This is a genomic window from Mesorhizobium sp. ES1-6, assembly GCF_020164775.1.
In the GTDB taxonomy this organism is placed as follows: Bacteria; Pseudomonadota; Alphaproteobacteria; order Rhizobiales; family Rhizobiaceae; genus Mesorhizobium.
This window is the reverse complement of sequence record NZ_JAIUGU010000001.1, coordinates 910,687-933,899: the sequence shown is the minus strand read 5'-3', so window position 1 is coordinate 933,899 and position 23,213 is coordinate 910,687. Positions and strand designations below refer to the sequence as shown.

At 63.1% G+C, this 23,213-nt stretch carries 22 protein-coding genes and 1 pseudogene; 11 read left to right on the top strand and 12 right to left on the bottom strand.

Annotated features, from left to right (window positions below; all coding sequences use genetic code 11):
* Positions 1–34 precede the first annotated feature (34 nt).
* The 7 genes from LB564_RS04700 to LB564_RS04670 all read right to left on the bottom strand — a co-directional run bounded on the left by LB564_RS04700 (position 35) and on the right by LB564_RS04670 (position 6,835).
* Positions 35–2,185 carry an ASKHA domain-containing protein gene (locus LB564_RS04700; RefSeq protein WP_224535323.1) on the bottom strand — a complete coding sequence of 717 codons (2,151 nt, stop codon included), beginning with the start codon at positions 2,183–2,185 and terminating at the stop codon, positions 35–37.
* Complete coding sequence (locus tag LB564_RS04695) at positions 2,136–3,110, bottom strand: methyltetrahydrofolate cobalamin methyltransferase (RefSeq protein WP_224535322.1); 975 nt, start codon at positions 3,108–3,110, stop codon at positions 2,136–2,138. Before LB564_RS04695 ends, LB564_RS04700 begins: the two co-directional genes overlap by 50 nt.
* 80 nt (positions 3,111–3,190) lie before the next feature.
* Positions 3,191–4,282 (bottom strand): methylenetetrahydrofolate reductase, encoded by a 1,092-nt coding sequence (locus LB564_RS04690; RefSeq protein ID WP_140701712.1) that lies wholly within the window; start codon positions 4,280–4,282, stop codon positions 3,191–3,193.
* Complete coding sequence (locus LB564_RS04685; RefSeq protein WP_224535319.1) at positions 4,279–4,875, bottom strand: methylenetetrahydrofolate reductase C-terminal domain-containing protein; 597 nt, start codon at positions 4,873–4,875, stop codon at positions 4,279–4,281. The genes LB564_RS04690 and LB564_RS04685 overlap by 4 nt, the downstream gene beginning before the upstream one ends.
* Positions 4,868–5,170, bottom strand: coding sequence for a virulence factor (locus LB564_RS04680; protein ID WP_224535317.1), 303 nt, complete (start codon positions 5,168–5,170; stop codon positions 4,868–4,870). The genes LB564_RS04685 and LB564_RS04680 overlap by 8 nt, the downstream gene beginning before the upstream one ends.
* A 203-nt stretch (positions 5,171–5,373) precedes the next feature.
* Positions 5,374–6,156, bottom strand: coding sequence for a formyl transferase (locus LB564_RS04675; RefSeq protein ID WP_224535315.1), 783 nt, complete (start codon positions 6,154–6,156; stop codon positions 5,374–5,376).
* A 103-nt stretch (positions 6,157–6,259) separates the two neighbouring features.
* Entirely contained in the window at positions 6,260–6,835 is a 576-nt protein-coding gene (locus tag LB564_RS04670; protein WP_224535314.1) for a DUF4893 domain-containing protein, read from the bottom strand.
* 121 nt (positions 6,836–6,956) lie between these two features.
* On the opposite strand from LB564_RS04670, the pseudogene LB564_RS04665 reads away from it, so the two are divergent.
* A pseudogene (locus tag LB564_RS04665) lies at positions 6,957–7,876 on the top strand (NAD-dependent epimerase/dehydratase family protein).
* A 5-nt stretch (positions 7,877–7,881) separates the two neighbouring features.
* Here the strand turns inward: LB564_RS04665 and LB564_RS04660 are convergent.
* Complete coding sequence (locus LB564_RS04660; RefSeq protein ID WP_224535430.1) at positions 7,882–8,511, bottom strand: DUF1638 domain-containing protein; 630 nt, start codon at positions 8,509–8,511, stop codon at positions 7,882–7,884.
* Between the two features lie 67 nt (positions 8,512–8,578).
* Between LB564_RS04660 and LB564_RS04655 the strand changes: the two genes are divergently transcribed.
* On the top strand, positions 8,579–8,716 hold the full coding sequence (locus tag LB564_RS04655) for an entericidin A/B family lipoprotein (protein WP_140701705.1): 138 nt from the start codon (positions 8,579–8,581) through the stop codon (positions 8,714–8,716).
* 82 nt (positions 8,717–8,798) lie between these two features.
* Here the strand turns inward: LB564_RS04655 and LB564_RS04650 are convergent, their stop codons facing one another.
* Entirely contained in the window at positions 8,799–9,497 is a 699-nt protein-coding gene (locus LB564_RS04650; RefSeq protein ID WP_140701704.1) for a corrinoid protein, read from the bottom strand.
* Positions 9,498–9,785: 288 nt separating this feature from the next.
* On the opposite strand from LB564_RS04650, the gene LB564_RS04645 reads away from it, so the two are divergent.
* The 7 genes from LB564_RS04645 (at position 9,786) to LB564_RS04615 (ending at position 17,695) form a co-directional block, all read left to right on the top strand.
* A complete protein-coding gene (locus LB564_RS04645) occupies positions 9,786–11,360 on the top strand; it encodes a trimethylamine methyltransferase family protein (protein ID WP_224535312.1) in 1,575 nt (524 codons plus the stop codon).
* Between the two features lie 97 nt (positions 11,361–11,457).
* A complete protein-coding gene (locus LB564_RS04640) occupies positions 11,458–12,138 on the top strand; it encodes a 4Fe-4S dicluster domain-containing protein (RefSeq protein WP_224535310.1) in 681 nt (226 codons plus the stop codon).
* A gap of 102 nt (positions 12,139–12,240) precedes the next feature.
* A complete protein-coding gene (locus LB564_RS04635) occupies positions 12,241–12,978 on the top strand; it encodes a dienelactone hydrolase family protein (RefSeq protein WP_224535308.1) in 738 nt (245 codons plus the stop codon).
* Between the two features lie 103 nt (positions 12,979–13,081).
* Positions 13,082–14,260 carry an NAD(P)/FAD-dependent oxidoreductase gene (locus tag LB564_RS04630; protein ID WP_224535306.1) on the top strand — a complete coding sequence of 393 codons (1,179 nt, stop codon included), beginning with the start codon at positions 13,082–13,084 and terminating at the stop codon, positions 14,258–14,260.
* Between the two features lie 126 nt (positions 14,261–14,386).
* Positions 14,387–14,947, top strand: coding sequence for an RNA polymerase sigma factor (locus LB564_RS04625; RefSeq protein WP_224535304.1), 561 nt, complete (start codon positions 14,387–14,389; stop codon positions 14,945–14,947).
* A 2-nt stretch (positions 14,948–14,949) separates the two neighbouring features.
* Positions 14,950–17,070 carry a vWA domain-containing protein gene (locus LB564_RS04620; protein ID WP_224535302.1) on the top strand — a complete coding sequence of 707 codons (2,121 nt, stop codon included), beginning with the start codon at positions 14,950–14,952 and terminating at the stop codon, positions 17,068–17,070.
* A 355-nt stretch (positions 17,071–17,425) separates the two neighbouring features.
* The gene (locus LB564_RS04615) at positions 17,426–17,695 is read left to right on the top strand and encodes a hypothetical protein (protein ID WP_224535299.1); all 270 of its coding nucleotides are present in this window, start codon (positions 17,426–17,428) and stop codon (positions 17,693–17,695) included.
* Positions 17,696–17,710: 15 nt separating this feature from the next.
* Here the strand turns inward: LB564_RS04615 and bmt are convergent, their stop codons facing one another.
* Positions 17,711–18,733, bottom strand: a complete 1,023-nt coding sequence (gene bmt, locus LB564_RS04610; protein WP_224535428.1) for a betaine--homocysteine S-methyltransferase — start codon at positions 18,731–18,733, stop codon at positions 17,711–17,713.
* Positions 18,734–18,863: 130 nt separating this feature from the next.
* The gene (locus LB564_RS04605) at positions 18,864–19,721 is read right to left on the bottom strand and encodes a helix-turn-helix domain-containing protein (RefSeq protein ID WP_140701699.1); all 858 of its coding nucleotides are present in this window, start codon (positions 19,719–19,721) and stop codon (positions 18,864–18,866) included.
* Between the two features lie 230 nt (positions 19,722–19,951).
* Here LB564_RS04605 and LB564_RS04600 point away from each other — a divergent pair, with 230 nt between their 5' ends.
* Positions 19,952–20,971: a fatty acid desaturase gene (locus LB564_RS04600; RefSeq protein ID WP_224535297.1), complete on the top strand. Its 1,020-nt coding sequence runs from the start codon at positions 19,952–19,954 to the stop codon at positions 20,969–20,971.
* 92 nt (positions 20,972–21,063) lie between these two features.
* Positions 21,064–21,891 carry a phosphate/phosphite/phosphonate ABC transporter substrate-binding protein gene (locus LB564_RS04595; protein WP_224535294.1) on the top strand — a complete coding sequence of 276 codons (828 nt, stop codon included), beginning with the start codon at positions 21,064–21,066 and terminating at the stop codon, positions 21,889–21,891.
* Here LB564_RS04595 and LB564_RS04590 read toward each other — a convergent pair.
* Positions 21,856–23,211, bottom strand: coding sequence for a M24 family metallopeptidase (locus LB564_RS04590; RefSeq protein ID WP_224535292.1), 1,356 nt, complete (start codon positions 23,209–23,211; stop codon positions 21,856–21,858). The genes LB564_RS04595 and LB564_RS04590 overlap by 36 nt on opposite strands.
* Positions 23,212–23,213 lie beyond the last annotated feature (2 nt).

Genomic DNA, 23,213 nt, shown 5'->3' with positions numbered 1-23,213 from the left:
GCCGTGCCTAGACCCGTTGTAACACGCGGCGCTCTTATTCCCGTCCGCGTCTTGCCGCGTGGCCTTCGCGCGAGCGCCGGCGTGGGGTGGCGTCTCCGGCGACGCCATCCTCGCTGACCGTCTTGCGTGGCGGCAGCTTCACCGCCGCCGACAGTTTCGGGAACGGATCGACCTTGTTGGGCAGCGCCATGGCGTAGACGAAATGCTCCTGGAATTTCGGCTCCAGCGCGGTCTCGATCTTTTCGATCTGGCTCACCGTCTCCTCGATCTCACGGCGATAGCCGCGGTTGAGCAGCGCCATGCGGGCACCGGCGCCGGCGGCGTTGCCAACGGCCGAGACCTTGTCGAGATCGCAATCGGGGATGAGACCCAGCACCATGGCGTATTTCGGATCGATGAAGGAGCCGAAGGCGCCGGCGAAATGGATGCGGTCGACATGCTCGGTGTTCTGCTTTTCCATCAAGAGCTTGGTGCCGGCATAAAGGGCTGCCTTGGCAAGCTGGATGGCGCGCACGTCGGTTTGGGTGATGGTGATCTTGGGCCCATCTTCCTGCAGTGAGTCGGAGCCTTCCTTCAGCACATAGGAGAAGGTGCGGCCGTTGGCGACGACGCGCGGCGAGCGCAGGGCGAGCGATCCGTCGACGACACCATCCTCGGAGATGATGCCGGCGAGATACATTTCAGCGACGATCTCGATGATGCCGGAGCCGCAAATGCCGGTGACGCCGGTCGCCTGCACGCTGTCGAGGAAGCCCGGTTCGTCGGACCACAATTCCGAGCCGATGACGCGGTATTTCGGCTCCAGCGTCTCGGGATCGATGCGCACGCGCTCGATGGCGCCGGGCGCGGCGCGCTGGCCGCCAGAGATTTCGGCGCCCTCGAAGGCCGGGCCGGTGGGCGAGGAGGCCGCGACGACCCTTGTACGGTTTCCGAGCACGATTTCGGCATTGGTGCCGACGTCGACGATCAACATCATCTCGTCCTGGCGGTGCGGGCCTTCCGACAGCGTGACCGCCGCCGCGTCCGCGCCGACATGGCCGGCGATGCAAGGCAGCATGTAGAGGCGCGCGCCCTGGTTGAGCTTGAGGCCGATATCGGAGGCCTTGATGCGCACGGCGCCAGAGACGGCGAGCGCGAAGGGCGCGCCACCAAGCTCGGTCGGATCGATGCCGAGGAACAGATGGTGCATGATCGGATTGCCGACGAAGACGCTGTCCAGGATGTCATTGCGCTGGACGTTGCCTTCGGCGCAGACCTTGTCGGCCAGGCTGGAGATCGCCTCGCGCACGGCAACCGTCATGCCTTCGCGGCCGTCCGGGTTCATCATCACATAGGAGACGCGGCTCATCAGATCCTCGCCGAAGCGGATCTGCGGGTTCGACGTGCCGGACGAAGCCGCGACACGGCCCGACAGCAGCGAAACCAGATGCATGGCGATGGTGGTCGAGCCGATGTCGCAGGCCAGACCATAGGCCTCGTTCTTGAGACCCGGCCACAGCGCGATGACGCGCGCTATGTCGCTGTCGGCATCCTTGTGGATGGCGGCGGTCGCGGTCCAGTTGCCCTTGCGCAATATGCCCTGCACCTGCGGCAGCAGATAGAAGTCGAATTCGAGGTTTTTAAAGCCCCAGTCCTTCATCAGCGCGATCTTGAGCCGGTCGAGGTCGCCGAGCGGCTTGTGCATGTCGGGCTCTTCGATCTCGACATAGCACATGCGGATCGCCGTATCGCGGGCGATAACCCTGGTGTCGGCATCCTTGCGGATGGTCTGCGCGTTGATGACCGTATCCTGCGGCACGTCGATGACGAGATCGCCGAGGATCTGCGCCGAGCAGGAGAGGCGGCGCCGTTCGGGCAGGCCGCGCACGCGCTCGTAGCGCTCTTCCTTAGGCCCCTTGGGCGAGATGTGGTCGTTTGAGGAGGTGATCTTGTGCTTGGCGAAATTGCCTTCCTGCACCTCGATCTGGCAGCGCCCGCACGTGGCACGCCCGCCGCACACGCTTTCGACATAGACGCCGAGCTGGCGCGCGGCGTCGAGCACCGGCGTGCCGACAGGAAACCGCCCGCGCTTGCCCGACGGCATGAACAGCACGAGCGGATCGGTAATGTTTGCAGGTGAATTCACGATTGCGCGCTTATCCCCGACCCATCCGGGCTTCACGGCCACCGCGCCGGCGGCCGCCATTGCCGCCGCCGTCGCCCGGCGCGTTTACCGCCGTGGGCGCCGCCACTGCATGGCCGCCTTCGGCCGGCTTGTAGTCCTTGTAGGTGCGGATCCAGTTGGTGCAGTTCTCGTCGGTGCCGTTGAGCACGTTGGCGCCGCGCACAGCTTCCATTTCCTGTGGGCGCACGGGGTTCATGATCGCCGAGGTCATGCCGGCGCCGATCACCATCGGGATGAAGGCGGCGTTGATGCCGTGGCGGTGCGGCAGGCCGAAGGAGATGTTGGACAGGCCGCACGTGGTGTTGACCTTGAGTTCTTCGCGGAGCCGCCGCAACAGCGCGAACACCTGGCGGCCGGCATCGCCGAGCGCACCGATCGGCATGACCAGCGGGTCGACGACGACGTCGTGCGCCGGAATGCCGAAATCGGCGCAGCGCTGGACGATCTTCTTGGCGACGGCGAAGCGCACGTCCGGGTCCATCGAGATGCCGGTCTCGTCGTTGGAGATGGCGACGACAGGCACGTTGTATTTCTTGACCAGCGGCAGGATGGCCTCGAGTTTTTCCTCCTCGCCGGTGACGGAGTTGACCAGCGGGCGGCCCTTGGCGACCTTCAGCGCGGCCTCGATCGCGGCGGTGACCGACGAGTCGATCGACAGCGGCAGGTCGACCAGGCCCTGCACGATCTCCAGCGTCTGCACCAAAAGGCCAGGTTCGGTTTCGTTCGGGTTGACCGAAGTGACGCCGGCATTGACGTCGAGCATGGTCGCGCCGCAGGCGGCCTGTTCCAGCGCGTCCTTGATGACGGTCTCGAAATTGCCGACCACCATCTCGGCGGCGAGCTTCTTGCGCCCCGTCGGGTTGATGCGTTCGCCTATCACGCAGAAGGGCTGGTCGAAGCCGATGATGATTTCTCGTGTCGCCGAGGCGACGATGGTCCGGGTCATGAAATCTCTCCGTCGTGATATAAAGAGTTCTTTATATCGTTATCTCTTGTTGATCAAGCGAATGGTGACCGTCGGCGCCTTCAATGCGCGGTCTTCACCATGTCCACCTGGGTTTCGGTAATCTCGTCGTGCAGGATGCGGTCGAGCCGGTCGGCGACCATCTGGTCGTCGCGGCGGATTTCCCGCTTCCAGGGCTGGCGGCCCTTCAGCACGCCCGATTCATCGACGATCTCGGCGACATATTCCTCCTGGCGGTAGGCCATCACATGGATGCCCGAGACGCCGGGGATTTCCTTCACCTCGTTGATGATGTCGGTGCAGAGCTGCTTGCCTTCCTTCTTCTGGTCCTGAGCGCCTTCCAGCCGCTTGATCACCGCGTCAGGGATGTGAATGCCCGGCACGTTGGAGCGGATCCATTTTGCCGTCTTGGCCGAAGCCAGCGGGCCGACGCCGCACAGGATGAACACCTTTTCGGTGTGGCCGAGATCACGCGCCTTCTGCATGAAGGTCCTGAACATCGGCACGTCGAAGCAATACTGCGTCTGCACGAACTGCGCGCCGGCGGCGATCTTCTTGCCGAGATGGATCGGGCGGAAGTCGAAAGGCGGCGCGAATGGATTGACGGCCGCACCCAGGAAAACCTGCGGCGGCGTCGTCAGCTTGCGTCCGGACAGGAACTTGCCGTTGTCGCGCATGATGCGGACGGTTTCGAGCAGCGACATGGAATCGAGATCGAACACCGGCTTGGCACCGGGCTGGTCGCCGGCCTGCACGCCGTCGCCCGTCAGGCACAGCATGTTGGCGACGCCCATGGCGGCACCCCCCAGCACATCGCCCTGGATGGCGATGCGGTTCTTGTCGCGGCAGGCGATCTGCATGATCGGGGCATAGCCCATGCGGGTCAGAAGGGCGCAGATACCGACCGAAGACATATGGCAATTGGCGCCGGACGCATCGACCGCGTTGATCGCGTCGACCCAGCCGTCGAAAATCTTGGCCCTGTTGTAGACGTCTTCCGGATCGGCGCTGTCGGGCGGGTTGAGTTCGGTGGTGACGGCGAATTCGCCGCGCCGCAGCACGCGCTCCAGCCGGCCGCGCGAAGAATGGCCGGGCAGGGGATCGAGCGGCAGGTGAATGCCGGCCGGGTTCTCGTCACGCTGAGGGCCGGTCACGCGGCGGCTCCGGATTTTGGCGCGTCAGCGGCTTCGCGGGCTGCCGCCGCCTGCGCGGTGACGCGCAGCCAGGCCGAGGTTTCGCGCAGCGACTGGTCGACCGGTTTCTGCACGGTGAGGATCCTGTCGGAATTGACCATGTTCCGCGAGCCTTCCCAGGCCTTGACCCAGACGCAGGGCATATTGGGCTCGACCTCGCAATTGCCGTTGGCGCGGACGCCGCCGCAAGGGCCGTTGCGCAATTGCTTGGGGCAGTTCATCGGGCACGACATGCCGGTCGAGGACAGGATGCACTGGCCGCACATGCGGCAGTCGAACATGAAGCCCTTTACGCGCTTCTCGACGAATTTGACCGGGGCCTCGACGCGGCCATAGCCGATGCCCTTCCACAAGGGATGCAGCATCAGGAACGTGTCGGCGAAGCGGGCATAGAACCATTCGAGCAGGCGGGAGTGCCGGATCGACCACAGCCGCACGGCAAACGAGCGTTGCACGCGCCGCTGCGGCGACACGTCGGCCGGCTTGTAATCGGATTTCGGCGCTGCCTTCTTGACCAGCGTGGCCTGGGTAACCGCCGGGTTCTCGTCAGACATTTTCTTTTCCGCCCGCCTTGACCAGAGCGACCAGCCGCTCGCGGTCGTATTTCGCGTCGAGCTCGTTGAAGGCCTTTTCGACCTCGGCTTCGAGATCGTCACCCACCGGAACCGGATCGGCCTTGCGCCATTCGGCGAGATAGTCGTCGGTGCCGCCGGCGCCGGTGCGCATGGCGCACATGTCGATCGCCTCGGTGAAGCGCAACGGCAGTTCGCGCTTGGCGTTTTGCCGGCCTTTCCTGACGATGACCTGGGCAGGAATGTCGCGCCAGTAGACGACGATAAGATCGGCCATGAATTCTCGCTCCTCGATATTCCGAGCATTGCCGCAAGCGTCGTAAGGCTGCTTGTTATGGGACGACGCGCGCGCATTCAAAAGCGACGCATTTGGATGTCGTAAAATGAAAGGTGGGTTTATTCGTTTGCGACCCATGTCGCGACGGGGTCAATGCAGCGGTAATGGCGGCGGAGTTTGCGCTGCTTCCGACGCTGGATGCGCTACCAGATGCCGGTTCTCAGCCCTGTCCAGACATAGAACCAGATCGTTGGGTGGTACCATTGTTTCGTTGGCAGCCCTGGATCGAACGTTGCGAGTTTTCCGGCCAGCGCATCGCTGACCGCCTCGACGCAGATGTCGCGCGAAAACGCCGCCTGGCGCAGTGCATAGCTAGAGATGGTGTCGCCTTGTTTCGGCTTGCCGCGCACCTGCTTCAGCACGCCGCCGGTGTCGACGCCCGCATCGACCAGATGGACGGTGGTGCCGAAATTTTCGGGATCGCCCGCCGTCAACGCCCAATAGCCGCCATTCATGCCGCGATATTTCGGCGTGATGCCCGCATGATAGTTGAGCACCGGACAAGGCATTTTGGCCAGCATCTCCCTGGAAATCAGCCGGCAGCCATTCAACAGCACGACGCCGGGCTTGATCGTCTCGATCGCCCGCAGACATTCCGGCCCGTCGGCGGACGCCACATGGACGATGACCTGACCTTGCCGTGGCTCCGTTTCAAGCTTCTCCTCGGCAATCAACCGGGCGGCATGTTTGACATTAAGCCGTTTGCCAAGCCTGCTCAGCACCATCGTGCCGAGCTGGCCCATGGCGGAAATCCAGCCCTGGCGCCGGGCGCGGCCGCGCAGCAATTGTTTTTTGGATTCAGGAACTTCCAGGATGACGCTGACGGGGCCGACCCGGTCGGCGAGGTCGTTGATCATGGCCCAGACATGCGCGCCGCCGCCGGTGACGACGACAATCGGTCGCGGATTGGATTCCGACGCTGCCATTGATCTTGCCATGCTCCAAGGACCGGCTGACATGGCCGGACCCTAGGGCAGGCGGGTTAATCCTTGGTATGCCGGGAGCCTTACCAGGGCATGAAGACCCCGCTCAGCGCTTGAATTCCATGATGTCGAGCTTCGATTCGTAATAAGGCGCGGGGAATTCGATGCGCCATTCCTTGGCGCTGTTGCGGAAGGCATAACCGACCTGGTCGGTTTGCGGGCCGCTGCCATAGGGCTTTGCCCGGTCGTCGTTGACGGAGCCGGAGCCAAGATAGATCGAGCGCTTGTCGCCGTCGTCGAAGAAGCGACCCTGGGTGCGCTGCGAACCGCTGATCTTTTCCAGCCGCCAGCCGGAGCCATCATCGGTGACCCTGCATTTGAACCAGCCATAGATGACGAGCGGGCTCAGTCCGCCGACCTTGATCGTGCGGCACCGCCAGTTGCCGGTGAGATCCTTGTCGGAAAAGGCAACCAGCGGTTTGGCCAGCAAGGTGTCGAGCTGTTTGACCTCGGCGGGGGCGCCGGCCTTCGCCTCGGCGAGTGCCGCCTTACGGGTCTCTCCATATTTGTCGAGCCGCGTCTTGTCGGCGGCGGTGATCAGTTTCTGCACCTGACCGTCGGCGAGGGCGGGCAAGGTGCAGCAGAACAGGCCGACAACGGCAAGCAAGGGGCGGAGGTTCATCGAAGGATTTCCTGTTTTTGTCTGGTACGGCGCTGCCGACGTCTGGTGCATAACTTACCGGGTCGCTGGCGCCTGTCATCCGTGCTTAACAGCGTCACGGTCAAAAATCATGGTGCGACGCATGCGAATATTGCTTACGGGGTCGTCGGGTTGGCTGGGCAGCGCGTTGGCGCCGCTCCTGCGTGGGCTTGGACATGACGTCACCGGCCTCGATCCCGTCCCATCGGCCGAAACGCGCATCGTCGGTTCAATCGCCGACCGTGAGTTCGTCATGCGCGCCGTCGGTGAAAACCGATCGAGGCCATCATCCACAGCGGTGCGCTGCACAAGCCCAACATCGAAAACCACGCCAACAGCGATTTCATCGCGACCAACGTGCAAGGCACGCTAAACCTGCTCGATGCGGCGGTGGCGGCCAATGTGCGAAGCTTCGTCTTCACGTCGACGACCTCGCTGATGATCTCGCAGGCGATACGCGACGGCTTCAAGGGCGGTGCGCGCAAGGCGGCCTGGCTGACGGAGGACATGTCGCCGGAGCCGCGCAACATCTACGGGGTGACCAAGCTGTCCGCCGAGCATCTTTGCCGTCTCTATCATCTGCAGCACGGGTTGCCGGTGGTGGTGCTGCGCACCGCACGTTTCTTCCCCGAGGCCGACGACATGGCGCATGCGATCGAGCAGTCGGACGCCAACACCAAGGCGAACGAACTGCTGTTCCGGCGGCTGACGGTGGAGGACGCGGCGCGGGCGCATGTCGCGGCGTTGGACAAGGCACCCGAGCTCGGCTTCGACACCTTCATCGTCTGTGCGCCGACGCCGTTCCAACCTAATGATTGTGCGGACCTGATCGCCGATGCTCCATCGGTCGTGGCCCGTTATTTCCCCAAATTTCCGGCACTCTACGCGCGCAAGGGCTGGACGATGTTTTCCTCGATCGACCGGGTCTATGACGCGTCGCGGGCGAGGGACAGGCTGGGTTTTGTTTGCAGGACGAGCTTTGCCGACGTGCTGGCGGCACTGGCGGCGGAAGAAGCAGCCTGACGCTGTCAGGCGTTCATTGCCACCCGCGCCAGCTCCGGCGTCAGGTCGCCATAGCCGGTCGAGCGGCGTTCGTAGGCGAGGCCGAGCAGGGTGGCGGCCTTTTCCGCGACCTTGTCGAGCTCCGGATCATCGGTCTGCGCCAGATAGATCAGTCTCTCGTAATTGCCGAAATAGTCCTTGATCAGCTCCGGGTGCTTGTCCAGGCCTAGCGGCTTCATGAAGAAGGCGTCGAACTGACGGCACAAGAAATCGGTCATGTAGAAGGACATCATGTCGTCGTCGGCGACCTTCGCATAGGCGTCCATGCCCTGGTAGAAGGCAAAGCAATGCGGGCCGGCCATGCGTTCGACGCCATGCTTTTCCAGCACGCGGTCGAGCAGGCCGCCCGTACCGCAATCGGCATAGCCGACGAAGATGTGTTCGTAGCCTTCCGCCCTGGCCTTTTCGATCGCCTTGTCCATCGCCGGCGCGATGCGGTCTGGATGGAAATGAAATTCCGCCGGCAAACAGGTCAACTCCAGGTGATCCAGGCCGATCTGTTCCTTGACGGCCAACACCTCGCGCGCAATCATTCCGCAGGCGATGATGAGCACCTTCTTGGCTTGATTCGGTTTTATTTTCTGTGTCTTGGCCATGATGGAACCAGTCGAGCCGGCCTTTGTTGCCATGGGGCTAGTTTATCTATTGAGGGAGACACCGTCCATGAAACTGCTACGCGTAGCGCCTATTGCCATTCTTGCCTGCGCCCTGGCCCTTACGGCTTGCGCGAACACGGTCCGCGGCGTCGGCAAGGACGTCAAATCGACGGCCAGGGCGGTCAAAGACACCGTCGCCAATTGATCCGCAGCCACGTCCCTCATCTGGGAACAAAAAAGCCGCGCTGCAAGGCGCGGCTTTTTTCGGTTCATCCTGATGCCTTGGATCAGGCCGAAGCGCGCACATTGTGCTTGCGCTTCATGTAGTCCTTGGCGGTCTCGACCGCCACCGCCGCGTCGCGGCAATAGGCGTCGGCGCCGACGGCCTTGCCGAATTCCTCGTTGAGCGGCGCGCCGCCAACCAGCACGACATAGTCGTCGCGAATGCCCTTTTCCTTCATCGTGTCGATGACGACCTTCATGTAGGGCATGGTGGTGGTGAGCAGCGCCGACATACCGATGATGTCGGGCTGGTGCTGCTCGATCGCATCGAGATACTTCTCGACCGCGTTGTTGATGCCGAGGTCGATGACGTCGAAGCCGGCGCCTTCCATCATCATGCCGACCAGGTTCTTGCCGATGTCGTGAATGTCGCCCTTGACGGTGCCGATCACCATCTTGCCCTGCTTTGGCGCGCCGGTGGCGGCGAGCAGCGGGCGCAGGATGAACATGCCGGCCTTCATCGCATTGGCGGACAAAAGCACCTCGGGCACGAACAGGATGCCGTCGCGAAAATCCTCGCCGACGATGCGCATGCCTTCGACCAGCGCCTCGGTCAGCACCTTGTAGGGGACCCAGCCGCGCTCGAGCAGGATGCGCGTGCCTTCCTCGATTTCTTCCTTCAGACCGTCATAGAGATCGTCGTGCATCTGCTGCACCAACTCGTCGTCGGAAAGTTCGGAAAGGATGATCTCGTCGTCGGACATTTTAATCCAGCTCCTCACGGCATCGCGACTGTGTCGCAAGGCACAAAATAATGGCGTTCATACCTAACCCGCAACGGGCGGGTATCCATAGCTGATTTGCGACTTCCCGCAAAAGGAAAGCGACTGGAAAATCTATCGGATTTCTTGTCGATTTTGCGACAGGCGTTGGCGCGGACGGGCCGTTTCGAATAGGGTGCATGGCTACGATCCGGGCAAAGCCGCGCCATGCGGCCGCAACGGTTACGGACCGGCCATCGTCAGGCAGGCCATATTCAGGGAAGAGCGATCATGAGCGAACACGCGGCAGTCGACCAGGAAGCGTCAAACGCGCGGCGTGGGCGCGGCGCCAGCGGCGGAGCGGCGGCAAGGCGCGCGGCGCGCTCAGGCGGCGGCCCGGGCACGCAGCTCACCTACATCAAGCGCAAGATCAACGTTTACGAGGTGCTGAACGAAGAAGGCCTGGCGCTGATCGAGAAGAACACCGACACGGTGCTGGAGGAGATCGGCATCATTTTTCGCGACGACGCGGAAGCGCTGCAGCTCTGGAAAGAGGCCGGCGCCGACGTCAAGGGCGAGAGGGTGCATTTCCCCAAGGGTCTGTGCCGCTCGCTCCTGAAGACCGCGCCGTCCATCTACACCCAGCATGCCCGCAACTCGGAACGCTCGGTGCAGATCGGCGGCAACGCCACCGTGTTCGCGCCGGTCTACGGCCCGCCCTTCGTGCGCGATCTCGACGGCGTCCGGCGTTATGCGACGATCGAGGATTTCCAGAATTTCGTGAAGCTGGCCTATATGGCGCCGTCGATCCACCATTCGGGCGGCACGGTGTGCGAGCCGGTCGACGTGCCGGTCAACAAGCGCCATCTCGACATGATCTACGCGCACATCAAATATTCCGACAAGCCGTTCATGGGTTCGGTGACCGCGCCGGAACGCGCCGAGGACACGGTGGCGATGGCCAAGCTCGTCTTCGGCGACGACTTCGTCGAGAACAACACGGTGCTGACCAGCCTGATCAACGCCAACTCGCCGATGGTGTTCGACGAGACCATGCTTGGCGCGTTGAAAGTCTATTCGCGCCACAACCAGGCCTGCATCGTCACGCCGTTCATCCTGGCCGGCGCGATGAGCCCGGTGACGGTCGCCGGCACGCTGACGCAGGTCCTGGCCGAAGTGCTGGCCGGCGCCTCGTTCACGCAGCTGATCCGGCCGGGCGCGCCGGTGCTGTTCGGCACCTTCGCCTCGTCGATCTCGATGCAGTCGGGCGCGCCGACCTTCGGCACGCCGGAGCCGTCGCTGGTGTCCTATGGCGCGGCACAGCTTGCCCGCCGTCTCCGCCTGCCGTTCCGCACCGGTGGTTCGCTCTGCGCGTCCAAGGTTCCGGACGCACAGGCAGCCTATGAGAGCGCCAACACGCTGAACTCGACCATTCTCGCCGGCACCAATTTCGTGCTGCATTCGGCCGGCTGGCTCGAGGGCGGGCTTGCCTCCTGCTATGAGAAATTCATGATGGACATCGACCAGCTCGGCATGCAGCAGAAATTCTGCGAAGGCGTCGACCTGTCGGAAAACGGCCAGGCGATGGACGCCATCCGCCAGGTCGGGCCGGGCAGCCATTATCTCGGCTGCGACCACACCCAGGCCAATTTCCAGACCGCCTTCTACCGGTCGTCGATCGCCGACAACAATTCCTACGAGCAGTGGCTGGCCGAAGGCGAGAAAACCGCGCCGCAGCGCGCCAACGATCTGGCGCGGCGCTGGCTGGAAGCTTACGAGGCGCCGCACCTTGATGAAGGCATCGACGAAGCCCTGAGGGACTTCATCGCCAAGAAGAAAGGGTCGATGCCCGACGCCTTCACCTGAAAGGAGCCCGAGTCAGGCGGGGCTAAAGTCGCCAACATCATCCACAAGGAAGTCTGGCGGAGCGCCTTCTCCGATCCGGACAAGAAGGGATGATTGCGTGCGCGGCATGATCGAAGAGATCACGGCCGCGCTTGGCGCCAACGGCCTCATCCTGCGTGGCGGCTTTCTTTTTTCCGATGACGAGGGTGCTCCCCGTGACGCCCTGGGCGCGCCGGCAACGTCTGTCCTGCTGGTTGGGCAGGCGGGTGCGGCACCCTGGCCGCATTTTCAGCGCTGGCGGCAGCAGCAGCCGCAGGCGATCGCCAATCCGCTCGATACATGGTCGCGTGCGGCGATCGGGGCGGTTGCGGAAACCTTCGGCGCGCGCGCCGTCTCACCCTCCGACAAACCCTATCTGCCGTTCCAGCAATGGGCGATGCGGGCGGAGGGGCTGAAGTCGTCGCCGCTCGGCATCCTCATGCATCCGCAATATGGGCTTTGGCATGCTTATCGCGGTGCTTTGCTGTTCGAGGAGGAGATCGTGCTTCCCGAACCTCGGGAGACGGTTCATCTGTGCGACACCTGCGTCGACAAGCCCTGCCTGAAATCCTGTCCGGTCGATGCCTATTCGACGGATGGTTTTGACTACGAGGCCTGCCTGGCGCATGTGCGGGGGGCCAATGGCGGACCGTGCCGGACCGGCGGCTGCCTTGACCGCAATGCCTGCCCCTATGGCACCCAGTATCGCTATCCGCGGGACGTTCAAGCCTTCCACATGGCTTCGTTCGCTGGTCTTTAGCGCGTCACGCGCGCCTGCACGAAATGTTGACGGGCTCAGGGAACGCCTTGCCGTGGCGGTTCGCGCGGATATGTATCGCACATCTGACAAACGGAGCAGGCAATGACGAAGCAGGATCTTCAGATCAAGACCCATGATGGTGTGGCGAAGGCGGGCCTGTTCCGCTCGGCCAAGGCTTCTCCGTTCAAGGCTGGTGTCATCCTTTACCAGGACGCCTTTGGTCCGCGCCCGGCGCTCGACAGCATGGCCGAGCGGCTGGCGGGCGAGGGCTATACGGTGCTGGTTCCCGACCTCTTCTATCGCAACGCGCCCTACGGCCCGTTCGACGCCAAGACCGCCTTTACCGTCGAGGGAACGAAAGTGGCGCTGATGGCGCTGGTCACCGGCACGACGCAGGCGATGACCATCAGCGACAGCAGCGCCTTTCTCGACGCGCTCGCCAGCGATGGCGTTACCGGTCCGATCGGCACCGTCGGCTATTGCATGGGCGGCGCGCGGGCGCTCAACGCGGCCGCGACCTACCCCGACAGGATCAAGGCCGCCGCCAGTTTTCACGGCGGCAACCTTGCCAGCGACGCCGAGGACAGCCCGCACCGCAAGGCGGCTTCGATCAAGGCGCGTGTCTATGTCGGCATGGCTGGTGTCGACCGGAGTTTTCCAGCGGAGCAGTCGACCAGGCTGGCCGAGGCGCTGAGGACGGCGGAAGTCGATCATCTGCTGGAGAATTATGTCGGCATGGCGCATGGCTGGTGCGTTCCCGACCACAGTGTCTTCAATGCAGCCGGTGCCGAGCGGCATTGGAAGCGATTGACGGATTTGTTCGCAGAAACGCTGGTCTGAGCCTTCGCCAGCCTGTTGGCCGCGCGCCACAATGGAGGTATCAGGCGGGATGAGCGGCTCGCCCGGCTAAAGCGGCGCGGGTCATGCGGGAACGATCAGCCTGATGCAATCATATGATGTCGTGATCATTGGCGCCGGCGCCGCCGGAATGATGTGCGCCGTGGAGGCCGCCAAGCGCGGCCGTTCGGTGCTCATCCTCGATCATGCGGCGGCACCCGGCGAAAAGATCCGCATCTCCGGCGGCGGTCGCTGCAATTTCACCAACACCCATACGAGCCCGAAGAATTTCATCTCGAAGAATCCGCATTTCTGCGTCTCGGCGCTCAGCCGCTATACCCAACGCGACTTCATTGCGCTCGTCGAGCGTCACGGCATTGCCTATCACGAGAAGACATTGGGGCAGCTGTTTTGCGACGGCTCGGCGCGCCAGATCATCGACATGCTGGTTTCGGAAATGCAGGGCAGGGGCGCGGAGCTGGCATTGTCGACTTCCGTTGAGGCTGTCAGCAAAACCGAGGAAGGGTTTGAACTCAGGCTTTCCACCGGCTCGGTCTCTTGCCGGTCCCTGGTCGTGGCGTGCGGCGGCAAGTCGATCCCCAAGATGGGGGCGACGGGCTTCGGCTACGAGCTTGCCGAGCGGTTCGGCCTTGCCATCGTCGAAACGCGGCCGGCGCTGGTGCCGCTGACCTTCGACGCCAAGACGCTCGAGCGGCTTTCGCCCCTGGCCGGCAACGCCGTCGACGCCGAGATTGCCTGCGGCAAGGCACGGTTTTCCGAAGCGATGCTGTTCACGCATCGCGGCGTCAGCGGGCCATCCATCCTCCAGATCTCCTCCTACTGGCGCGAGGGCGATGAAATCCGCATCGCCATGCTGCCGGGCACGGATGTGGCTGAGCTCGTCCGCGCCGCCAAGCGTGGCAATGGCCGGCAAGCTGTGCAGACGGTGCTTGCAAATCATTTGCCGAAACGGCTTGCTCAGGCGATAGCCGAGCGAACCGGGCTCGACGGCAATCTCGCCGATCTTTCCGAGGCCCAGATCAAAACCGTCGAGGCCGCGGTCAACGACTGGCGCATCAAGCCAGCTGGCTCGGAAGGCTACCGTACGGCCGAAGTGACGCTTGGCGGGGTCAACACCAACGGCCTCGACCAAAAGACCATGCAGGCTATGTCGGTGCCTGGCCTGTTCTTCATCGGCGAAGTCGTCGACGTCACCGGCTGGCTCGGCGGCTATAATTTCCAGTGGGCATGGTCGTCGGGGTGGGCGGCGGGCCAGGCGTGTTGATACTCAGGTGAGACCGGCCTGACCTCAATCTCAACACACCTGTTGTGCGCCCGAATCCCTGCTCCCGAAAAAAATCTTTCCATCACCCCAAGGATTAGCCATTAGCCTTCGTCCAACAGGCAAATGATGGCGATGATGCTGGATGAGAGCGAAGCCTCCGACGCCGAACTGATCGGGCGGGCGAAGGGCGGAGACAGGGGGGCCTTCGGCACATTGCTGGAGCGTCACTACGACTTCGTCTATCGCGCCGCCTATCGCTGGTGCGGCAGGAAGGCCGATGCCGAGGACATCGCCCAGGAAGTCTGTGTCCGGCTGGGCAAGGCGATCCGCGATTATCGCGGCGGCGGCGCGTTCACCACATGGCTCTATTCCGTGACGATGAACGCGGCGCGTGACATGATGCGCAAGACCCAGCGCGAGACGGTCAAGACCGAGGCTTATGGCGTCCATGCGCTGATTTCGGGCGAAGCCCCGGCAGAGAGCGAAGATCCCGCCGAAGCCTTGTGGGCGGCGGTGCGGCAATTGCCGGACAAGCAGCGCGACGCCGTGATGCTTGTTTATGGCGAAGGCTTGAGCCACGCGGCCGCCGCCGAGGCGATGGCGATCTCGGAGACGACGGTTTCCTGGCACATCCATGAAGCGAAGAAACGGCTGAAGACGTTGATGCGTTCAGCCGGGGAAGTGTGACCATGGTCGACGACAACGAACTGAGAAAGCTGCGCGACGCAGCGGTACCGGCGCCGGGCGAGAGCGCGAAGGCGCGTGCCTTCGAGGCCGCGCTGCGCGCCTATGATGAAGAAAATATTTCCGCTGTCACCCAAGGATCGGTTGGCGGGCTTCGTCTCACAGAGCGAGCACAAAAGCTCTGGAGCGAGATCATGCAAAAGAAACTCATTGCCACGCCGGCCCTTGCCGGGCTCGTCGCCCTGCCGATCGCCGGATACGCCACCTTCCATATGCTGAGGGAACAGCCGTCGCCTTTCGGCGACCAGGAGAAGATCACCGAGACGCTGGCCGACAAGCCGACGACGCTGAAGCCGGCCACCGTCGAGCCGAAACAGGCTCCCACCGCGCTGGAGAAGGATAAGAAAGCCGACGCGGGCGTTGAAAGCCGCGATGCCACGCAAGTTCTGGTCGCGCCGCAGGCGCCGCCGAAGTCCGAATCCACCATTGCCGGCGGAACCGCACAGCAGGATGCGCTGGGGCGCGGCATGGTGGCCGAGCCGGCACCGCCGGCGCCGCGCGGTGAGTTGGCGCTGGATGGCACGACAAACGCACCCAATGCCGCGCGGGTCGACCGCATGCAGAGCGCAGAATCCAAGCTGATGGTGCAGCAGCAGCCGGCGGCCACCCCGGCCGACCAGATCGCGCCGCAGGAGGAAAACCGTGATCGCGTCCAGGATTTCAAGACCAATCCGGTGCACGCAGCATTGGAGGACCCGGTCTCGACCTTCTCGATCGACGTCGACACCGCGTCCTATTCCTTCGTGCGCGCCTCGCTGAAGCAGGGCTACCTGCCGCAGGCCGACACGGTGCGTGTCGAGGAGATGATCAACTACTTCCCCTATGACTGGAAGGGGCCGGACCAGGCATCGACGCCGTTCAACTCGACCGTCAGCATAATGCCGACGCCATGGAACAATCACACCAAGCTGATGCACGTCGCCATCAAGGGCTTCGACATCAAGCCGACCGAGCAGCCGAAGGCCAATCTGGTGTTCCTGATCGACGTGTCGGGCTCGATGGACGAACCGGACAAGCTGCCGCTGCTCAAGTCGGCTTTCCGGCTGCTGGTCAGCAAGCTCAAGGCGGACGATACCATCTCGATCGTCACCTATGCCGGTGATGCCGGCACGGTGCTGATGCCGACCAAGGCCGCCGAGAAGGACAAGATCCTCAATGCCATCGACAATCTGCAGCCCGGTGGCTCGACCGCCGGCGAAGCCGGCATCAAGGAGGCCTACAAGCTTGCCGAGCAGTCCTTCATCAAGGACGGTGTCAACCGGGTGATGCTGGCCACCGACGGCGACTTCAATGTCGGCCAGACCGATGACGACGACCTGAAGCGGCTGATCGAGAGCGAGCGCAAGACCGGCGTGTTCCTGTCGGTGTTCGGCTTCGGCCGCGGCAATCTCAACGATCAGATGATGCAGACCATCGCCCAGAACGGCAACGGCACCGCCGCCTATATCGACACGCTGGCCGAGGCCGAGAAGGTGCTGGTCGAGGATGCGTCCTCGACGCTGTTCACCATCGCCAAGGACGTCAAGATCCAGGTCGAGTTCAACCCGGACAAGGTCTCGGAATACCGGCTGATCGGCTATGAGACCCGGGCACTCAACCGCGAGGATTTCAACAATGACCGCGTCGATGCCGGCGATATCGGCTCGGGCCATTCGGTCACCGCGATCTACGAGATCACGTCGAAGGGCAGCGGTGGCGAGCAGATCGACCCGCTGCGCTATGGCGAGGCCACGGTGAACAATGGCGGCGTCGCCAATGCGGACGAATATGCCTTCGTCAAGATCCGCTACAAGCTGCCCAACGAGGACGTCTCGAAGCTGATCACCACGCCGGTGACCTCGGCCAACGAGGTGGCGTCCTTCGATCAGGCCAGCACCGACCAGCGTTTCTCCGTCGCGGTCGCGGCCTTCGGCCAGAAGCTGCGCGACGAGGATGCGACCGCGAAGTTCGGCTACGACAAGATCATGGAGATTGCCACCGCCGCCCGAGGAGCCGACCCGTTTGGGTACAGGTCAGAGTTCCTTTCGCTTGTGCGCCTTGCCTCGGCGCTGGGCGGTAATCGGTAGTGGCAATATGGCCGGTTCCTTTCAGACGGGGGTCGTTCTGATAGGGGGAACCGGCCTACGGGCGGGTGAGGCAGGCCGGCGAGGGAATGTTTCCCTTGCCGGCCTTTTTTCGGATCTATTGAGATTCAGGTGATGCCGGCCTGCAAACAGTGGCTTCCTGCGCTTCCGGTGCTCACGTACTTATGTACGCTCCGCTCCGGTTCTCGAAAGTCACTGTTTTCGGCTCGGCCTGACCTGAATCTCAACAGATCCTGGGGGCGGCGCGCAGGATCGTTAAATTGCGCTGCATTTCCGGTACCGGATCGCAATGTCCTCTCGCTACTGCGGTCATGTCCAAGGCTTGAGGGAGCCGGAATTGCAGATCACGACCATCGCCAACTCTACTCCGCCTGCACGCGATGCTTTGGCGGTTTCATCAGCCCCGTCAGCCGAATCGAGACGCATCAGCAACGATGTTTCGCAGGCGCGTCAAACCGCTATGTCGGCGCTGACCAATGACCGCTTCCGCGCCATGCTGGAGCAGATTACCGATCCGGGCGCCTCGGGTGCGCTGGCGACTATGCGCGGCGACAATGTCGTCGATTTCAAGTCGGCGCAGTCAAGCTACGCCGACAACAGCGAATAAACGCAAAGAAGCGCTTCAGGCCAGGCCGCGACGCCGCTCGCGGCGGGCTTCGCTGGTCTCGGCAGAGTTTTCGGTCGCCACCTTGTTGCGCATCGGGCCGATGCGCTCGACAATTGCCGCTACAGTCGGACGATCCGCCCTGGTGTGGGCGTCGAGCGCCTTGCGCATGGCGGCGAGATGCTGGAACGAGGTGCCGCAGCAGCCGCCAATGATCTTGGCTCCGCCATCCACGGCCAGCCGGACATAATCGGCCATCAGTTCCGGCGTGCCGGAATAATGGATCTCGGTGCCACGGAATTCGGGAATGCCGCAATTGCCCTTGACGATGACGGTCGCGTCCGGCTTTGCCTGCGTCATATCGAGCAGCGAGGCCAGGATGTCGGAGGCGCCGACACCACAATTGGCGCCAACGCCGAGCGGTGCCTGCGACAGGCCATCGGCGACGCCGTGGATGTCTTTCGGCAGCAGGCCCATCATGGTGCGGCCGGCGGTGTCGAACGAGCCGGTATAGGTGTAGGGCAGGCCGACTCGGATGGCGGCTTCCGCCGCGGCGCGGATCTCGTCGGGCGCCGACATGGTCTCGATCCAGGCGACTTCGGCGCCGCCTTCCTTGAGACCCTCGATCTGCTCGGCGAAGGCATCGACCGCCTCGTCATAGGTCATGGCGCCAAGCGGCACCAGCAATTCGCCGGTCGGGCCGACCGAACCGGCGACGATAACCTTGCGGCCAGCCTTGTCGGCGACGGCGCGGGCGATCTCGGCGGCGCGTTTGTTCAGCGCGTGCACGCGGTCCTGCGCATGGTGGAGCTTGAGCCGGTGGCGGGTGCCGCCGAAGGAGTTGGTCAGGATAATGTCGGCGCCGGCATCGACGAAATTCTGGTGCAGGCTGGTGATGGTGTCGGGCGCGGTTTCGTTCAGCAGCTCCGGCGCCTCGCCGGCCTCCAGACCCATGGCGAACAGATTGGTGCCCGTGGCGCCATCGGCCAAAAGCACACCCTTTTCAGCCAGCAGCGCATCAATCGGATTGGTCGTCGTCATCGGATTGGCTTTCATGTCTTGGAATTCGAACATGCGGGGAATTCAAATATGGGAATTCAAATATGGAATTCGAATAAGGATATAAAGAAGTCTTTATGTCTAGTCAATGAAATTGCGCTGCCGGGCGAGCTCAGGCAGAGCCTGATGCGAACGACATGCCGGCCAGGTTGCGGGCGAAGGCGGCCGCTTCGTGCGGGTTGACGTCGGCGGCACGGATCAGATTGTCGAAATGCTGGGTCAGCGCCTGCACCGGCTGCGTGGCGTTCAGCACCACATACATGTCACCAACATAGATGGCGGCGCGATAGGGGCCGAAGATGGTCAGCGGGATGGAGTAGCGCATGCGGCCGTCATAGAGGAACAGGCGGAAGGTCGGATAGAGATCGTCGAGCAGCGTCGCCATATGGGCAAGTTGCTGCTGGCGGTCGGCCGCCGGGAAACGGTCCCACACGCCGAGGCCGCGTGCGAAGATCTCCAGCGTGTGGCGCGGCATGCAGACTTCCATGTCGGTTTCCGGCCGCCGGTTGTACTCGATGCGGTATTGCGTTTCGCTGGCCTGCGCCAGACGGCTCCTGTTGGTGATGTTGGCCTCGTAGTCGACGAGCGCGCGGGTTCGCAGCAGATCGGGAATACCGGCCGGGACATAGCGGATCTTGGTGCCAGCTGCCTCGGCGAACCATTTGGCGAGCAGAGTGCGGTCGAAACCATCGGGCGCCTCCTCGATCTCGAGGCTCTCGCGGATTTCGCCGGTCACGCCTTCGTCCTGGCTGAGGCCAAGCAGCCAGTCCAGCGACACCTTGAACTCGGCGGCGATGTTGAGCAGCGTTTCGGCGCGCGGCAGGCGTGTCGAGGCGCCCGACATGAGCTGCGACAGCGCCGACCGATCGATGCCGACCGCTGACGCGAACGCCGACTGGTTGAGGTCCGACCGTGTCAGGAGGAGCTTCAGACGCTCCCGAAAGATCGTCGACAGATCGCGCTTGTCCATATCCGTGCTTCCGTCATCTGGAGGAAAAATTTGCGCCGAAGCCTCCTCAACAGGCGTCTCAGGCGTAAATGAATCCCTAAGTTCGTTTACAATGTGCAACATATGCGGTCAAAAATGCGCAATCGCAACATTTTGTGCACTTTGTCGCGTTGAGTGGAATCACTTCTCCTGACACAATGCTGTCAGGAACCAGTTGGGGTTCCGGCGACTGAGGGGCAGTGGTCGATAGAATGGCAAGCATAGGAGGCAAGAGCATCCGTCGAAGCAGCAGACCGGCCATCGAATGGCCGACCGTGGTCCTCGCTTTCTTCTGCTACGGCACATGGTTCGCCGCCGGTCTTTTCATCTGGCCATCTTATCCCATCCTCGCACTGGTCGTCATGGCCGTTACGCTGGCCCTGCAATCGTCGATCATGCATGAAGTGCTGCATGGTCACCCGACCCGCAACGCTTTGGTCAACGAGGCCTTTGTCTTCCTGCCGATCGGCCTTGCCTGGCCGTTCCGCCGCTTCAAGACCATTCACCTGCGTCACCATGCCGACGAGCGGCTGACCGATCCGCTGGACGATCCCGAGAGCTACTACAAGGCCCTGTGGCATCACGATGAATTGCCGGCGCTGATGAAATTCGTGCTGAAGGTCAACAACACCATGGCCGGCCGCCTCGTGCTGGGGCCGTGGCTGTCCTGCATCGGCTTCTTCATCGATGACGCCAAGCACGTGATTGCCGGCGACAAGGCGATCCGCAAGGCCTGGCTGCTGCACGCCATCGGCCTGGCCGTGGTGCTGCCGGTCGTGCAGTTCGGTTTCGGTATACCGCTCTGGCTCTATGTGCTGGTGCCGGTGTGGCTCGGCCAGTCGCTGATCTCGATCCGCACCTATGCCGAGCATCAGTGGTCGGAGCATCCGGAAGGCCGCACGGTGATCATCGAGCGCTCGCCGCTGTCATTCCTGTTCCTCAACAACAATCTGCACTTTGTCCATCACAAGAGCCCGACCATCGCCTGGTACAGGCTGCCGAAGCTGTTTCGCGACCGGCGCGAGGAATGGCTGCGGATGAACAATGGCTACGCCTACCCGAACTATTTCGCGCTCATAAAATCCTATGCCTTCAAGGCCAAGGAACCGATCGTGCATCCGGCTCTGCGGCGCGCACCCGAGCCGGGCAGGGCGTTCAAGCCGCGTGTGCGGGCGCGCAGCATCAACGGGCTTGGCACGGTGCCGGTCCCGGCCGAGCCGCCCAAGGAATAATTTCCGCCGCATCGCGGACCTGTGTCGGCCAATTCGGATTGGGCGACGCGTTTTTGCGATCGTTTCTCCAGGCATGGTGGTTTGATATCGGCATGAGCGAATTGATTGCGGCTTTGCCGATGTATGACTGGCCTGAAGTGCGCGACGAGGTCGACGCGCAATGGGCGTCGTTGCGCGATGCTTTCCGGGGCAAGGGTATCGATGCGCCTGAAACCATCGTGCGCCGCAATGGCGATCTGCCGCCAGTGCCGGGCGGCGTCCATGATGCGGAGGGGAAACTCATCGCGCCGGACCCCGCAACATTGCCGCCGGACGAACTAGATTTCCACAAGCTGTGGCTGCATCCGGCACTGCTGTTCGCGCAGACCTGCTGGGGACCGATGGAGCTTGGCCTGTCGGCACACGTACAGGTGGTCGGCCAGCCAAGCTATGACGCCTATGAGGGCGGACGGGGCGAGCTCTATTCCAGCGCCCTGGTGATGCGGACAGGCGAAGGGCCGGAGGTTCGGTCACCCGCCGACGGCAAGGCCTTGCTGCCGCTCGACCTCATCCGCGGGAAGCGCTTCACCTTCAACAGCCTCGATTCCATGTCGGGCATCATTGCGCTGACGCGCGACCTGGAAGCGGTCGGCGAAAACCTGGACATATTTTCATCGAGTGGCGAAAGCGGCGGCCATCGCGACTCGATCGTGGCGGTCGCCGAAGGCAGGGCGGATGTCGCCGCTATCGATTGCGAAAGCTGGGCGTTGGCACGGCGCTTCGAGCCGGCGGCGCGCAAAGTCGTGATCGTCGGCTGGACAGCCCGGCGCAAAGGTCTGCCGTTCATCACCGCGAAAACGGCGCCGGAAAAGACCGTGCGCGCGATGCGCGAAGCGCTTGCCGGGCTAGCCGAGCAGCCTCTCATCCAACGGGTAGGTTGAAAGCGTTTCGTTGCCGGTCTTGGTGATCAGGATCTGCTCCTCGATCTTGACGCCTTCGCGGCCGCCAAGGCGGCCGATATAGCTCTCCACGCACAGCACCATGCCCGGCTCCAATACGCCGTCGGGCGTATCTGATGTCCAGTCGCTGGCATGTGGCAAGGTCGGGTATTCGTCGGCCAGTCCGACGCCGTGGTAGAGCACGCCGTAACGGGTGGGGAAACAGTCCCCCGGCGGCACCGCTGAGCGCTCTACGAGGTCGCGGAACGAGGTGCCGGGCTGCATCAGTGCCGTGTTGTGCTCGATCTGATCGGCAGCGATGCGGAACAGGTCGCGCTGTTCATTTGTCGGCTTGATATCGCCGCATAGCCAGGTCCGCGACAGGTCGGCGCAGAAGCCGTAGGGGCCGATCAGGTCGGTGTCGAAGGCGACGAGATCGCCGGCCTCGATGATGCGCGAGGAGCATTCCTGGAACCAGGGATTGGTGCGCGGTCCCGACGTCAGCAGCCGCGTCTCGATCCATTCGCCGCCGCGCGCGATGTTGCCACGATGCAGTTCAGCCCACAATTCGTTCTCGGAAATGCCGGGCTTGAGCGCCTGCTCCATCTCGCCCATCGCCGCCTCGCAGGCGACGATCGCGCGGCGCATGGCGAGGATTTCATCCGGCGACTTGATCAGGCGGGCATTTTCCATCACCGCTTCGCCGTTGCCGATGGAAACGCCAAGGCGCGCCAACTCCTCGACGCCCTCCGGGTTGATGTGATCGACGGCGATGCGGCTGTTACCGCCGCCATGTTCCCGGACCAGATCGGCGATGCCGGATGCCCAGCGCCGAACCTTCTGCTCGGTCAGTTCGCCACCATAGAGATACATCCATGAGATGGCGGGGCGGACTTCATCGACGACACCTGAGTGGTCGGAAAGATGCTCGCAGGAAAAATAGTCGAACAGCACCACCGGACCTTCGGTGGCGACGAAACAATGCCGCGTCGGGTTGTGCGCCACCCACAGCTGCATGTTGGTCGAGTCGGTGGCATAGCGGATATTGACGGGGTCGTAGAGCAGGGCGCCGGCATAGCCGCGGCGCTTCAGCTCGGCGCGAATGCGCGACAGCCGGTATTTTCGCATTTCGGCTAAGTCGGGGGCGGCAATGCCTGCCGCCGCCCATTCCGCCTCAGCCTGGGCACCATAGCCCAGCACATGCTGGTTGAGCGACGCCGCCTTCTCGCGGGAGGCGTCGCGCAGCGCCTCGATCGAGCCCGGCTCGAACGGCATGATCTTGCGATGGCGGCCGAAGCTTCCCTTTGGCGCCGCGCTATCCATGG

Bases quoted from the DNA above. Each gene is read 5' to 3' on its own strand.
- LB564_RS04625 (WP_224535304.1), top strand. From the start codon at position 14,387: ATGGCGATGATGCTGGATGAGAGCGAAGCCTCCGACGCCGAACTGATC.
- LB564_RS04635 (WP_224535308.1), top strand. From the start codon at position 12,241: ATGACGAAGCAGGATCTTCAGATCAAGACCCATGATGGTGTGGCGAAG.
- LB564_RS04645 (WP_224535312.1), top strand. From the start codon at position 9,786: ATGAGCGAACACGCGGCAGTCGACCAGGAAGCGTCAAACGCGCGGCGT.
- LB564_RS04695 (WP_224535322.1), bottom strand. From the start codon at position 3,110: ATGACCCGGACCATCGTCGCCTCGGCGACACGAGAAATCATCATCGGC.
- LB564_RS04685 (WP_224535319.1), bottom strand. From the start codon at position 4,875: ATGTCTGACGAGAACCCGGCGGTTACCCAGGCCACGCTGGTCAAGAAG.
- bmt (WP_224535428.1), bottom strand. From the start codon at position 18,733: ATGACGACGACCAATCCGATTGATGCGCTGCTGGCTGAAAAGGGTGTG.
- LB564_RS04650 (WP_140701704.1), bottom strand. From the start codon at position 9,497: ATGTCCGACGACGAGATCATCCTTTCCGAACTTTCCGACGACGAGTTG.
- LB564_RS04590 (WP_224535292.1), bottom strand. From the start codon at position 23,211: ATGGATAGCGCGGCGCCAAAGGGAAGCTTCGGCCGCCATCGCAAGATC.
- LB564_RS04660 (WP_224535430.1), bottom strand. From the start codon at position 8,511: ATGGCCAAGACACAGAAAATAAAACCGAATCAAGCCAAGAAGGTGCTC.
- LB564_RS04605 (WP_140701699.1), bottom strand. From the start codon at position 19,721: ATGGACAAGCGCGATCTGTCGACGATCTTTCGGGAGCGTCTGAAGCTC.
- LB564_RS04670 (WP_224535314.1), bottom strand. From the start codon at position 6,835: ATGAACCTCCGCCCCTTGCTTGCCGTTGTCGGCCTGTTCTGCTGCACC.
- LB564_RS04680 (WP_224535317.1), bottom strand. From the start codon at position 5,170: ATGGCCGATCTTATCGTCGTCTACTGGCGCGACATTCCTGCCCAGGTC.
- LB564_RS04600 (WP_224535297.1), top strand. From the start codon at position 19,952: ATGGCAAGCATAGGAGGCAAGAGCATCCGTCGAAGCAGCAGACCGGCC.
- LB564_RS04620 (WP_224535302.1), top strand. From the start codon at position 14,950: ATGGTCGACGACAACGAACTGAGAAAGCTGCGCGACGCAGCGGTACCG.
- LB564_RS04595 (WP_224535294.1), top strand. From the start codon at position 21,064: ATGAGCGAATTGATTGCGGCTTTGCCGATGTATGACTGGCCTGAAGTG.
- LB564_RS04655 (WP_140701705.1), top strand. From the start codon at position 8,579: ATGAAACTGCTACGCGTAGCGCCTATTGCCATTCTTGCCTGCGCCCTG.
- LB564_RS04700 (WP_224535323.1), bottom strand. From the start codon at position 2,185: ATGGCGGCCGCCGGCGCGGTGGCCGTGAAGCCCGGATGGGTCGGGGAT.
- LB564_RS04675 (WP_224535315.1), bottom strand. From the start codon at position 6,156: ATGGCAGCGTCGGAATCCAATCCGCGACCGATTGTCGTCGTCACCGGC.
- LB564_RS04630 (WP_224535306.1), top strand. From the start codon at position 13,082: ATGCAATCATATGATGTCGTGATCATTGGCGCCGGCGCCGCCGGAATG.